6 protein-coding genes and 1 pseudogene are annotated in these 13,286 nt (G+C 70.7%); 5 read left to right on the top strand and 2 right to left on the bottom strand.

Going from position 1 to position 13,286, the window contains the following annotated elements:
- The first annotated feature begins 124 nt into the window (after positions 1-124).
- Positions 125-1,998: pseudogene (locus RCR19_RS24740) on the top strand (AMP-dependent synthetase/ligase).
- Positions 1,999-2,092: 94 nt separating this feature from the next.
- Here RCR19_RS24740 and RCR19_RS24745 read toward each other — a convergent pair.
- Entirely contained in the window at positions 2,093-6,265 is a 4,173-nt protein-coding gene (locus RCR19_RS24745) for a HAMP domain-containing protein (protein ID WP_331267112.1), read from the bottom strand.
- A 102-nt stretch (positions 6,266-6,367) separates the two neighbouring features.
- Between RCR19_RS24745 and RCR19_RS24750 the strand changes: the two genes are divergently transcribed.
- Both RCR19_RS24750 and hemW read left to right on the top strand, forming a co-directional pair.
- A complete protein-coding gene (locus RCR19_RS24750) occupies positions 6,368-8,293 on the top strand; it encodes a SpoIIE family protein phosphatase (RefSeq protein ID WP_331267113.1) in 1,926 nt (641 codons plus the stop codon).
- A gap of 40 nt (positions 8,294-8,333) precedes the next feature.
- On the top strand, positions 8,334-9,566 hold the full coding sequence (hemW, locus tag RCR19_RS24755) for a radical SAM family heme chaperone HemW (RefSeq protein ID WP_331267114.1): 1,233 nt from the start codon (positions 8,334-8,336) through the stop codon (positions 9,564-9,566).
- A gap of 107 nt (positions 9,567-9,673) precedes the next feature.
- Here hemW and RCR19_RS24760 read toward each other — a convergent pair whose 3' ends face one another.
- Complete coding sequence (locus RCR19_RS24760) at positions 9,674-10,477, bottom strand: DUF3097 domain-containing protein (RefSeq protein ID WP_331267115.1); 804 nt, start codon at positions 10,475-10,477, stop codon at positions 9,674-9,676.
- 594 nt (positions 10,478-11,071) lie between these two features.
- Here RCR19_RS24760 and hrcA point away from each other — a divergent pair.
- Positions 11,072-12,091, top strand: coding sequence for a heat-inducible transcriptional repressor HrcA (hrcA, locus tag RCR19_RS24765; RefSeq protein WP_059131536.1), 1,020 nt, complete (start codon positions 11,072-11,074; stop codon positions 12,089-12,091).
- Entirely contained in the window at positions 12,092-13,228 is a 1,137-nt protein-coding gene (gene dnaJ, locus RCR19_RS24770) for a molecular chaperone DnaJ (protein WP_331267116.1), read from the top strand.
- The last annotated feature ends 58 nt before the right edge of the window (positions 13,229-13,286 follow it).

The raw sequence follows: 13,286 nt of genomic DNA on the forward strand, positions 1-13,286 counted from the left end.
TACTCGTGAGTTAAACAACTGCGCCGGAGTGACAGCAGGCGCAGACCAGCCAGTCGCATCGAGCCAGTCGCAATGAGCCAGCCAGCATGAGTCAGCCGCATCGTCGCGGGCCCCGGAGGATGTCGTGAGCGACACACAGACCTTGATCGAGAACCGTCCGCCGTCCGTGGCGGCCCTCTTTCTGGAGCGCGTGGCGGCCACGCCCGACGCCGAGGCCTACCGGTACCCCGTACCGCTCGCCTCCGGCGAGGGCCCAGACGAATGGAAGTCGCTGAGCTGGGCCGAGGCGGCCGAGCAGGTCTTCTCGATCGCGGCCGGACTGATCGAGCTGGGCGTGCAGCCGGAGCAGCGGGTGGCGCTCGCCTCCTCGACGCGGGTCGAGTGGATCCTCGCCGACCTGGGCATCCTCTGCGCCGGAGCGGCCACCACCACGGTCTACCCGCAGACCAACGCCGATGAATCGTCGTTCATCCTCTCCAACTCCGAGAGCAGGGTGCTGATCGCGGAGAACGCGGAGCAGTTGGCGAAGGTGCGGGAGAAGCGTGCGGAGCTGCCCGCGCTCACCCACGTCGTGGTGATCGACCCCAAGGGTGTCGAGACGGGCGGCTGGGTGCTCTCCCTGGCCGAACTGGAGTCGCGCGGCGCCGCCTACCTCGAGCAGCATCCCGAGCTCATCAAGGAGCGGGTGGGCGCGATCACCAAGGACCAGCTCGCCACCCTGATCTACACCTCCGGCACCACCGGCCGCCCCAAGGGCGTGCGACTGCCGCACGACAACTGGGCGTACATGGCCAAGGCGATCGCGGCGACCGGGCTGGTGGGCGCCGACGACGTGCAGTACCTGTGGCTGCCGCTCGCACACGTCTTCGGCAAGGTGCTCACCTCCGGCCAGATCGAGGTCGGCCACGTCACGGCCGTCGACGGCCGCGTGGACAAGATCATCGAGAATCTGCCGGTCGTGCAGCCGACCTATATGGCGGCCGTTCCGCGCATCTTCGAGAAGGTCTACAACGGGGTCGCGGCCAAGGCGCGGGCGGGCGGCGCGGCGAAGTACAAGATCTTCCTGTGGGCGGCCGAGGTCGCCCGGGAGTACGCCAAGGTCTCCCAGGACACCTTCCGCCGTACCGGCACGCACGCCGTGCCGTTCGGTCTCGCCGCCAAGCACAAGGTCGCGGACGCGCTGGTCTTCGCCAAGATCCGGGAGGCCTTCGGCGGCAACCTGCGCGCCTGCGTCTCCGGCTCCGCCGCCCTCGCCCCCGAGATCGGCTACTTCTTCGCCGGCGCCGGCATCCACATCCTGGAGGGCTACGGCCTCACCGAGTCCTCCGCCGCCTCCTTCGTGAACCCGGGCGAGGCGTACCGCACGGGCACCGTCGGCAAGCCGCTGCCCGGCACCGAGGTGCGCATCGCGGACGACGGCGAGATCCTGATGCGCGGCCCCGGCATCATGGAGGGCTACCACGGGCTGCCGGAGAAGACCGCCGAGGTGCTGGAGGCGGACGGCTGGTTCCACACCGGTGACATCGGCGAGCTGTCGCCCGACGGCTATCTGCGGATCACCGACCGCAAGAAGGACCTCATCAAGACGTCAGGCGGCAAGTACATCGCGCCCGCCGAGGTCGAGGGCCAGTTCAAGGCGGTGTGCCCGTACGTCTCCAACATCCTCGTGCACGGCGCCGACCGGAACTACTGCACGGCGCTCATCGCCCTCGACGAGGTGTCCATCCTGGAGTGGGCGAAGGAGAACGGGCTGGGGGCAGGTCGTACGCCGAGATCGTGGCCGCACCGGTCACGGTCGAGATGGTCGACGGCTACGTCAAGCAGCTCAACGAGGGGCTCCAGAAGTGGCAGACCGTCAAGAAGTTCCGTCTGCTGCCGCGGGACCTCGACGTGGAGCACGGTGAGATCACGCCGAGCCTGAAGCTGAAGCGGCCCGTCGTCGAGCGGGAGTACAAGCACCTGATCGACGAGATGTACGCCGGCACACGCGAGGCCTAGGACGCGGACCGGGGGTACGGGCTGGAACGTCCGGCCCCCGGTCAGGGGACTCGCACCGTCCTCGGGCCCTTCCTCGACAAGCATGTGACGGCCCTCACTCGGTGCACGGAGGGACGGCGGAACGCTCGGGGGCGCTCGCTCCATCGGCCCCGGCACTCCGCTCCGGCCCCGGGGCGTGGTCGTTCGCGCCCGGGCCCCAGGACTCCGCCCCGTCCGGGTCCAGGAGGGCGCAGACGACGGTCAGCAGCCGGTCGACGTCGACGGGTTTGGGCACGTAGTCGTTGGCGCCGCGTGCGATGGACTTCTCGCGGTCGCCGGGCATCGCCTTCGCGGTCAGCGCGACGATGGGCAGGTCCGCCCAGCGGGGTGTGCGGCGGACGTGGGAGATCGTCTCGTAGCCGTCCATCTCCGGCATCATGATGTCCATCAGGACGAGCGCGACGTCCGGATGGCGCTCCAGCGTCTCGATGCCCTCACGGCCGTTCTCCGCGTACAGCACCGGCATGCCGACCCGGCCGAGGACATGGGTGAGCGCGAAGACGTTGCGGATGTCGTCGTCCACGATCAGCACCCGCCGGCCCGGCAGCACCTGTCCCGCCCGGCCGGACTTCCACGCCTCCAGTTTGGTCGGCGCGGGCCAGGCGTCGTCGGTGTCGGGCCCGGTGCAGTGCTCGGTGGACAGCTGCTCGGGCACGGAGGCCGGCTGCTCCAGCGACGTCGGGCCGGTCGCCGTGTGTCCGGGGCCGACCACGGGCACGTACAGCGTGAACGTCGACCCCTGGCCGGGAGCGCTCTCCGCGATGATCTTCCCGCCCAGCAGGCCCGCGATCTCCCGGCTGATGGACAGGCCCAGTCCCGTGCCGCCGTACTTGCGGTTGGTCGTCCCGTCGGCCTGCTGGAACGCCTCGAAGATCACCGGGAGTTTCTCGGGTGCGATGCCGATGCCCGTGTCGGAGACGGCGAACGCGATCGCCGCTTCGGTGTTCTCGCGGGTGTGGCGGTGGTCGAGGTCCTTGACGAGGTCGACCGTCAGCTCGACCTTGCCGGTGGCGGTGAACTTGATCGCGTTGGAGAGCAGATTGCGCAGGATCTGCTGCAGCCGCTGCTCGTCCGAGTACATCTCCCGCGGCACGTCGGGCCCCACGGTGACCTCGAAGGCGAGTCCCCGGTCGAGGGTCAGCGGGCGGAAGGTGGCGTGGACATAGTCCAGCAGTTTGATGAGTGGGAGCCGCTTGGGGCGTACGTCCATCCGGCCGGCCTCGATCTTCGACAGGTCGAGGATGTCGTTGATCAGTTGCAGCAGGTCCGAGCCCGAGCGGTGGATCGTCGTCGCGAACTGCACGTCCTGATCGGAGAGATGACCCTCCGGGTTGTCGGAGAGCAGACGGGCCAGGATCAGCAGGGAGTTCAGCGGGGTGCGCAGCTCGTGCGACATGTTCGCCAGGAATTCCGACTTGTACTGCGACGACGTCGCCAGCAGTGCGGCCTTCTCCTCCAGTTCGGCGTTCGAGTGCTGAAGCTCCGCCTGCTGTTTCTGCAGTTCGTCGGAGCGCTCCTGGAGCTGCATGGCCAGGCGCTGGGACTCGCCGAGCAGGGACTCCGTGCGGGAGTTGGCGATGATGGTGTTGATCGCGACGCCGATCGTGTTCACGAACTGGTCGAAGAACGCGAGATGGACGTCGGAGAAGCGGGAGAACGAGGCCAGCTCGATCACTCCGAGCAGCTTGTCCTCGAAGGGGATCGGGATGATCACCACGCTGGTCGGGGCCGCTTCACCGAGCCCGCTGTTGATCTTGATGTAGTCCGGCGGGGCCTCCTCGACGAGGATCCGCTTCTTCTCCCGCGCCGCCTGACGGACCAGACCGTGCACCGGCAGGCCGCCGGTCTCGACCGTCGTCTCCTGCGCGGCACCGTAACCTGCGATGAACGCGAGCCCCTTCGCGGGGACCGTGGTGCGCACCGACGCGCCGTCCCCGTCGGGGTCGGCCAGGTAGAAGGCGCCGTACTGCGCGTTCACCAGCGGGGTCAGCTCCCGCAGGATCAGGTCGGCGACCTCCATCAGATCGCGGTGACCCTGCATCAGCGCGGCGAGCCGGGCGAGGTTCGACTCCAGCCAGTCCTTGGCCCGGGTGGTCTCGCGGAGGTTGGAGACCATGAGGTTGATGTTGTTCTTCAGCTCGGCGACCTCACCCTGTGCCTCCACCGTGATCGAGCGGGACATGTCGCCCTGGGCCACGGCGGAGGCCACCTCGGCGATCGCGCGGACCTGGGTCGTCAGGTTGAGGGCCAGTTCGTTGACGTTGGTCGTCAGGCGCTTCCAGGTGCCGTAGACGCCCTCGACGCGTGCCTGGCCGCCGAGCCGGCCCTCGCTGCCGACCTCGCGGGCGACGCGGGTGACCTCGGAGGAGAAGGACGAGAGGGTGTCGACCATCGTGTTGATGGTGGTCTTGAGTTCCAGGATCTCGCCGCGGGCGTCCACGTCGATCTTCTTCGACAGGTCGCCCTGGGCGACGGCGGTGGCGACCTGGGCGATGTTGCGGACCTGCGAGGTCAGGTTGTCCGCCATGTAGTTGACGTTGTCGGTGAGGTCCTTCCAGACCCCGCTGACGCCCCGCACCTGGGCCCGGCCGCCCAGCCTGCCGTCCGTGCCGACCTCCCGGGCCACCCGTGTCACCTCGTCCGCGAAGGCCCGCAGCTGCTCCACCATGGTGTTCACGGTGTCCTTGAGCTCGAGGATCTCGCCGCGGGCGTCGACGGTGATCTTCTTGGAGAGGTCGCCGTTCGCGACGGCGGTCGTCACCTGGGCGATGTTGCGGACCTGGGAAGTGAGGTTGAGCGCCATGAAGTTGACGTTGTCCGTGAGGTCCTTCCAGACCCCGCTCACCCCTCGCACCTGCGCCTGACCACCGAGATTGCCCTCGGTGCCGACCTCGCGGGCGACCCGGGTCACCTCGTCGGCGAATGCGGAGAGCTGGTCGACCATGGTGTTGATGGTCGACTTCAGCTCCAGGATCTCGCCCTTCGCCTCGACCGTGATCTTCTTGCCGAGGTCGCCCTGCGCGACGGCCGTGGACACGAGCGCGATGTTGCGGACCTGGGAGGTCAGGTTGTCCGCCATGAAGTTGACGTTGTCGGTGAGGTCCTTCCAGACCCCGGAGACGCCCCGGACCTGCGCACGCCCGCCGAGGTTGCCCTCGGTGCCGACCTCGCGGGCGACCCGGGTCACCTCGTCGGCGAACGCGGAGAGCTGGTCGACCATCGTGTTGATCGTGGACTTCAGCTCCAGGATCTCGCCCTGGGCGGCCACCGTGATCTTCTGGCTGAGATCGCCGTTGGCGACCGCCGTGGTCACCTGGGCGATGTTGCGGACCTGCGAGGTCAGGTTCGAGGCCATGAAGTTGACGTTGTCGGTGAGGTCCTTCCATACCCCGCTGACGCCCCGCACCTGGGCGCGCCCGCCCAACTGGCCCTCGGTGCCGACCTCCCGGGCCACCCGGGTCACCTCGTCGGCGAACGCCGAGAGCTGGTCCACCATCGTGTTCACGGTGAGCTTCAGCTCCAGCAGCTCACCCGTCGCCTCGACCGTCACCGTGCGGGTCAGGTCGCCGCGCGCCACCGCCGTCGTCACCAGGGCGATGTCCCGGACCTGGGCCGTCAGACGGGAGGCCATCGTGTTGACCGCCTCGGTCACGTCCCGCCAACTGCCTGAAAGGCCACGTACCTTGGCCCGGCCGCCGAGCCGTCCCTCGGTGCCGACCTCACGGGCGACCCGCGTCACCTCGCCGGTGAACAGCGACAGCTGGTCGACCATCTTGTTGACCGCACGGCCGAGGCGTCGCAGATCACCGCGCAGCTGGCGGCTGCCGTCGTGCAGGTCGACCCGCTGCGTCAGATCGCCGCCGGCCACCGCGTCCAGCACCCGCGTCGCGTTGGCCGCCGGTGCCACCAGGGCGTCGAGCACCTGGTTGACGTCGTCGACGCGTGAGGTCCAGGATCCCTGGCCCGGGCTCGCCGAGACCCGCTCGTCGAGCCGGCCGTGCCGCACCAGCTCCCGCTTGACCCGCTTGATCTCCGAGTTGAAGTGCCTGCTCCGGTCGACGATCTGATTGAAGACGGCGCCCAGTTCGGCCACCGGGCCGTGGCCCGCCTCCGGCACCTTGGTGAAGTCGCCGTCCCGGGCGGCGGTCATCGCCGCGAGCAGGGGACGGAGATCCGATGCTCGAATCTGTCCGTCTTCGAACACATCTGTAGCACTGTTCTCACTCATGCCGGCCCACTTCGGTAACTCGGTGCTTATGGGCGCGGCCAGTCTGTCACTCTGTCCGCATCGTCAGAGGCGTATTCGTCCCAGCTGCTCGGGGAGCCGTCCATGGGGGCCATTCCCACGCAAAGGGAGACCATCTCCCGAGCCCCTGATGTGCCTGTGCCCGAAGGCGCGGACCTGCGCGCGGTGGTGCGCACGACACTGCCCGGGGGCCCGCTCGCGGCCGGTGCCGCGCGTCGTTTCGTCCGTGCGGCCCTGGAGGATTGGGCCCGGACCGCCGAACCGGACACGTTCACCGAGCGGTTGACGGACGACACGCTGGTCGTCGTCAGCGAACTGGTCACCAACGCCGTCGTGCACGCCGGCACGGACGTCGATGTGGCCTGCCGGCTGAAGGAGGCGGAGGACGAACCGGCCGGCCTGGTCGTCGAGGTCTCCGACCATCACCCCTCCAGGGCGGTACGGGACGACGGCTCGGAACGCCCGTACGGCATACCCGAGTACGGGCGCGGTCTGCGGCTCGTGTCCACGCTCTCCACGGCCTGGGGGATCACCTACCGCACCGGCACCAAGACCGTCTGGGCCCTGCTGCCCCTCGACGGCGCCCGGGACGCGGAGGACACCCTCGAGGCGTACGGCTGCGAGAGCGTGCCGGGCCCGTCCGAACTGCTCGGGCCCGACCTCTCCGCCTTCGCCGAGACCGCGCGCGGTACGCACGACCGGGACTGGCGGGGCCGCGGTGCCCTCTCGTTCCTCGCGGAGGCCTCCGACCTGCTCGCCGGACAGCTCGACGAGGACCTGGTGGCCGCCCTCACCGGGCAGCTGATCGTGCCGCGGCTGGCCGACTGGTGCGCGGTGTGGCTGGAGGACGAGGCGGCGGGCCGGCAGGGGCCCGAGAGCGCGGTCGCCCCGGGGACCCGGCTGGCCCGCGTGTGGCACGGCAGTGAGAACCGGATCGAGGAACTGCGCCGGTCGCTGGAGAAGGACCCGCCCCGGGTGCCCGACGCGGTGCGTTCCAGGGCCGTTCCCGTGCCGTGGCCCGGCGAGGCGCTGGGGCCGCGCGGGGCGACGGGGGCCGCCCTGGCGTACCGGCTGATCGCCGGCGGCCGGCCGCTGGGCACGCTCGTCATCGGGCGCGCCGGACTGCTGCGCTTCCCCGACGAGGTCACGGGGCTCGTGGAGGATCTGAGCCGCCGCGTCGCACTGGCCATCGGGGCCGCCCGGCAGTACGCCCGCCAGGCCACGATCAGCCGTGTGCTGCAGCGGGGCCTGCTGCCCGGCGCGGTCGCCGAGATCCCCGGGTTGCGCAGCGCCCTCGTGTACGAGCCCTGCGACAAGGGCGGGCCGAGCGGCGACTTCTACGACATCTTCCCGGCCGGCGACGGACGCTGGTGCTTCGCGCTCGGCGACGTCCAGGGCAAGGGCCCCGAGGCGGCCGTCGTGATCGGCCTTGCCCGGCCCTGGCTGCGGCTGCTGGCCCGTGAGGGCTACGCGGTCCCCGACGTCCTGGACCGTCTCAACCAGCTTCTCCTGGACGACGCCACGGAGGCCGCGGACGCGGCGGCGCGGGCGCTGGTGGCCGCCGGCGCCCCCGTGCCGGTCGTCGACGACGGCCCGCACGCCCGCTTCCTCTCCCTCCTCTACGGCGAGCTGGTCCCTTTCGAGGGCGGGGTGCGCTGCACACTGGCCTCGGCCGGGCACCCGCTGCCGCTGGCCCTTGGCCCGGCCGGCGACGTACGCGCCGTGGCGCGGCCGCAGACGCTCCTCGGGGTCGTGGAGGACGTGGCGTACGCCTGCGAGACCTTCGAGCTGCACCCCGGCGACACCCTGCTGTGCGTCACGGACGGGGTGACGGAGCGGCGCAGCGGCCCCCGCCAGTTCGACGACGGGGACGGACTGGCGGCGGCGCTCACCGGCTGCGCCGGACTGAGCGCGCAGCGGATCGCGGAACGGATCAGGGGGCTGGTGCACGACTTCGGGGCGAAGCCCCCGGAGGACGATCTCGCGCTGCTGGTCCTGCAGGCGGAGTGAGCGCGGTGAGGAGTTCCGCCGGTACGGGACAATGGAGGACATGCCTTCCGCACTCCCCGACGGTGAGCCCGTACCCGACGACGGGGCGCTGCCCGCGCACGCCCTGGCTGGGGCCGCCGGGCGTCCCCTCGGCTTCTATCTCCACGTGCCGTACTGCGCCACGCGCTGCGGCTACTGCGACTTCAACACCTACACCGCGACGGAGCTGCGCGGCACGGGCGGGGTGCTGGCGTCGCGCGACAACTACGCGCAGACGCTGATCGACGAGGTCCGTCTGGCCCGCAAGGTGCTGGGCGACGACCCGCGCGAAGTGCGCACGGTCTTCGTCGGGGGCGGCACGCCGACGCTGCTCGCCGCGGAGGACCTGGTGCGGATGCTGGGGTCGATCCGGGACGAGTTCGGGCTCGCGGACGACGCCGAGGTGACGACGGAGGCCAACCCGGAGTCGGTGGACGAGCGGTACCTCGCCACGCTCCGGGAGGGCGGCTTCAACCGGATCTCCTTCGGTATGCAGAGCGCGCGTCCGCACGTCTTGAAGATCCTGGACCGCACGCATACGCCCGGCCGCCCCGAGGCGTGTGTGGCCGAGGCACGGGCGGCGGGCTTCGAGCACGTGAACCTGGACCTGATCTACGGCACACCGGGGGAGTCGGACGACGACTGGCGGGCGTCGCTGGAGGCGGCGCTGGGCGCGGGGCCCGACCACATCTCGGCCTACGCCCTGATCGTCGAGGAGGGCACACAGCTCGCTCGCCGCATACGCCGTGGCGAGATCCCGATGACGGACGACGACGTGCACGCCGACCGCTACCTGATCGCGGACGAGGTGCTCGGGTCTGCGGGCTACGACTGGTACGAGGTCTCCAACTGGGCCACGTCGCGGCCCGCCCGCTGCCTGCACAACGAGCTGTACTGGCGCGGCGCCGACTGGTGGGGTGCGGGCCCCGGCGCCCACAGCCACGTGGGCGGGATCCGCTGGTGGAACGTGAAGCATCCGGGGGCCTATGCGGCGGCCCTCGCGCAGGGGCGGTCCCCCGGGGCAGGGCGTGAGGTCCTGACGGAGGAGGACCGCCGGGTCGAACGCATTCTGCTGGAGCTGCGGCTGCGGGAGGGCATGCCCTTGTCGCTGCTGCGGGAGGCGGGGCTCACTGCCTCGCGCCGGGCGCTGGCGGACGGGCTGCTGGAAGAGGGTCCGTACGAGGAGGGTCACGCCGTACTGACGTTGCGGGGGCGGCTGCTCGCGGACGCCGTGGTGCAGGACCTGGTGGACTGATCACCGGGTGGGGTCGGGCACCGCGCGGCGGCGGTTCGGGCCACGCCCCGGTCGACGGGTCGGCGGCGTCCTCACGGTGGCGGAGGGGCCGGGCGCCCTGCCGTCGCTCACGGTTGATCCGTGACGAAGTCGATCAGCTCCTCCACCCTGCCCAGCAGCTCCGGCTCCAGATCCTTGTAGGACCGCACCCGGGACAGGATCCGCTGCCAGGCCTCACCCGTGTTCTCCGGCCAGCCCAGGGCCCGGCACACGCCCTTCTTCCAGTCCTCGCCGTGCGGGATGCGCGGCCACTCCCGGATGCCGACGGACGAAGGCTTCACGGCCTCCCAGACGTCGATGTAGGGATGCCCGACCACCAGCGCGTGCTCGCTCGTCACCGACTCCGCGATGCGCCATTCCTTCGTGCCGGGGACCAGATGGTCCACCAGGACGCCCAGGCGGGCATCGGGGCCGGGGGAGAACGACGAGACGATCGACGGCAGGTCGTCGACCCCCTCCAGGTACTCCACGACCACGCCCTCGATGCGCAGGTCGTCGCCCCACACCCGCTCGACCAGTTCCGCGTCGTGGCGGCCCTCCACATAGATGCGGCCGGCACGGGCGACACGCGCGCGGGCCCCGGGGACCGCGACCGAGCCCGACGCCGTACGCGTGGGGCGAACCGGGGCATTCGACGGGCGCACCAGCGTCACCACCCGGCCCTCCAGCAGGAAGCCACGCGGTTCCAGGGGGAACACCCGGTGCTTGCCGAAGCGGTCCTCCAGGGTCACCGTGCCCGCCTCGCAGCGGATCACCGCACCGCAGAAGCCGGTGCTCGGCTCCTCGACCACCAGACCGGGGTCCGCCGGGACCTCCGGCACGGGCTTGGGCTTCTTCCACGGCGGAGTCAGGTCCGGCGAATACTGGCGCATTCGGATGACGATAGGAGAAGCGCGAACCCGGAAGGCGTACGAGGCGCCACGACACGCCGGAACGAGCCGCCTGCCCGCGGCTCGCGGGACCGGGCCCCGTGGAGGGCCACCGACATCTTCCGCTTCCCGGGTCGAGGCGTCGGGCGGGGACGAGCGCTCCGGACGACCTCGCGCCCATGAGCGCGAGATGCGTCACACGCCGGTCCGTGCCGGCGGGCGCCGCAGGCCGCGCCGCCCCGGCGTGCGGGCTGCGCCCTCGTCCGGGCGCCCGACCCCGCCCGGCCCGCGACGGCCCGCCCGCACCTCCGCGCCCGGTCCGGCCGTGCGGTTCCGGACCGGGGGTGGTGGGCGCCCGGTCCGGAACCCTTTCCGCAACACGGCCGTGCGGTGACGCCGTCAGCGGGCGGCCGCCCGGCGTGGACACCCCGGGACAGGTCGGTACACGTCGGTACGAGGGGGCGGCACACATGGGTACGACGGCGCTGCCGCCCTTGCCGGGGGCGTACCCGACCGCCGTACACTTGCTCCGGGATGTTGGCACTCGCATGCACAGAGTGCCAGGGAAGCGCCAAGGGGACACTGGAGGTGTGCGCGATGCTCAGTGAACGCCGGCTCGAAGTGCTGCGCGCCATCGTCCAGGACTACGTGGGAACCGAGGAACCGGTGGGTTCCAAGGCCCTCACCGAACGGCACAAGCTCGGCGTCTCCCCGGCCACCGTCCGCAACGACATGGCCGTGCTGGAGGAGGAGGGCTACATCGCCCAGCCGCACACCAGCGCCGGACGCATCCCCACGGACAAGGGCTACCGACTCTTCGTCGACAAGCTCGCGGCCGTCAAACCGATGAGCCCGCCGGAGCGCCGCGCGATCCAGAGCTTCCTGGAGAGCGCCGTCGACCTCGACGACGTCGTCACGCGTACGGTGCGGCTGCTCGCGCAGCTCACCCGGCAGGTCGCGGTCGTGCAGTATCCCTCGCTGACGCGCTCCACGGTGCGCCATGTGGAACTGCTGTCGATGGCGCCCGCACGTGTGATGCTCGTGCTGATCACGGACACCGGCCGGGTCGAGCAGCGCATGATCGACTGCCCCGCGCCGTTCGGCGAGGCGTCGCTGGCCGATCTGCGCGCCCGGCTCAACAGCCGGGTCGCCGGCCGCCGCTTCGCGGACGTCCCGCAGCTGGTGCAGGACCTGGCCGAGGCCTTCGAGGAGCCGGAGGACCGCAGTACGGTCGCCACGGTGCTCTCCACTTTGCTGGAGACACTGGTGGAGGAGACCGAGGAGCGGCTGATGATCGGCGGAACCGCCAATCTCACCCGCTTCGGGCATGACTTCCCTCTCACCATCCGCCCCGTTCTCGAGGCGCTCGAGGAGCAGGTCGTGCTCCTCAAGTTGCTGGGCGAGGCGAAGGATCCGGCCATGCGGGTGCGTATCGGTCACGAGAACGCGCACGAGGGACTCAACTCCACGTCCGTCGTCTCCGTGGGCTACGGTTCGGGCGGCGAAGCAGTAGCGAAACTTGGCGTGGTCGGACCGACCCGCATGGATTACCCGGGAACGATGGGAGCGGTACGAGCGGTGGCACGGTACGTCGGACAGATCCTGGCGGAGTCGTAAGTGGCCACGGACTACTACGCCGTACTCGGCGTGCGCCGCGACGCGTCGCAGGAAGAGATCAAGAAGGCGTTCCGTCGGCTCGCCCGCGAGCTGCACCCGGACGTCAACCCCGATCCCAAGACGCAGGAGCGGTTCAAGGAGATCAACGCCGCGTACGAGGTTCTCTCGGACCCGCAGAAGAAGCAGGTCTACGACCTCGGTGGTGACCCGCTGTCCCAGGCGGGCGGCGCCGGTGCGGGCGGCTTCGGTGCGGGCGGTTTCGGGAACTTCTCGGACATCATGGACGCCTTCTTCGGCACGGCGTCGCAGCGCGGACCGCGCTCGCGTACCCGCCGGGGCCAGGACGCCATGATCCGGCTCGAGATCGAGCTCGACGAGGCGGCCTTCGGCACGACCAAGGACATCCAGGTCGACACGGCCGTCGTCTGCAACACCTGCAACGGCGAGGGCGCCGCGCCCGGCACCTCCGCGCAGACCTGTGACATGTGCCGCGGCCGCGGCGAGGTCTCGCAGGTCACCCGGTCCTTCCTGGGCCAGGTCATGACGTCCAGGCCGTGCCCGCAGTGCCAGGGCTTCGGCACCATCGTCCCGAACCCGTGCCCCGAGTGCGCGGGCGACGGACGGGTGCGCTCCCGCAGGACGCTCACCGTCAAGATCCCCGCCGGCGTCGACAACGGCACCCGGATCCAGCTCGCGGGCGAGGGCGAGGTCGGCCCCGGCGGCGGTCCCGCCGGTGACCTGTACGTGGAGATCCACGAGCTGCCGCACTCGGTCTTCCAGCGCCGCGGGGACGATCTGCACTGCACGGTCACCATCCCGATGACGGCGGCGGCCCTCGGCACGAAGGTCCCGCTGGAGACGCTCGACGGCCTGGAGGAGGTCGACATCCGTCCCGGCACGCAGTCCGGGCAGTCGATCCCCCTGCACACCCGCGGTGTCACACATCTGCGCGGCGGCGGGCGCGGCGATCTGATCGTCCATGTCGAGGTGCAGACGCCGTCGAAGCTGGACCCCGAGCAGGAGCGCCTGCTGCGCGAGCTGGCGGTGCTGCGCGGCGAGGAGCGGCCGCAGGGGCAGTTCCAGCCGGGCCAGCAGGGGCTGTTCTCACGGCTGAAGGACGCGTTCAACGGACGGTGACCGCCGGGCGGGCACCCGGCGTCCCGCGGGCCGGATTCCGCCGCCCGCGGACCCTCGT

Origin of the sequence: Streptomyces sp. WAC07094, assembly GCF_036320405.1 — a bacterium.
GTDB lineage: Bacteria > Actinomycetota > Actinomycetes > Streptomycetales > Streptomycetaceae > Streptomyces > Streptomyces lannensis.

Excerpts from the sequence above, each read along its gene's own strand:
- RCR19_RS24745 (WP_331267112.1), bottom strand. The coding sequence starts at position 6,265 with ATGAGTGAGAACAGTGCTACAGATGTGTTCGAAGACGGACAGATTCGA.
- RCR19_RS24750 (WP_331267113.1), top strand. The coding sequence starts at position 6,368 with ATGGGGGCCATTCCCACGCAAAGGGAGACCATCTCCCGAGCCCCTGAT.
- hemW (WP_331267114.1), top strand. The coding sequence starts at position 8,334 with ATGCCTTCCGCACTCCCCGACGGTGAGCCCGTACCCGACGACGGGGCG.
- RCR19_RS24760 (WP_331267115.1), bottom strand. The coding sequence starts at position 10,477 with ATGCGCCAGTATTCGCCGGACCTGACTCCGCCGTGGAAGAAGCCCAAG.
- hrcA (WP_059131536.1), top strand. The coding sequence starts at position 11,072 with ATGCTCAGTGAACGCCGGCTCGAAGTGCTGCGCGCCATCGTCCAGGAC.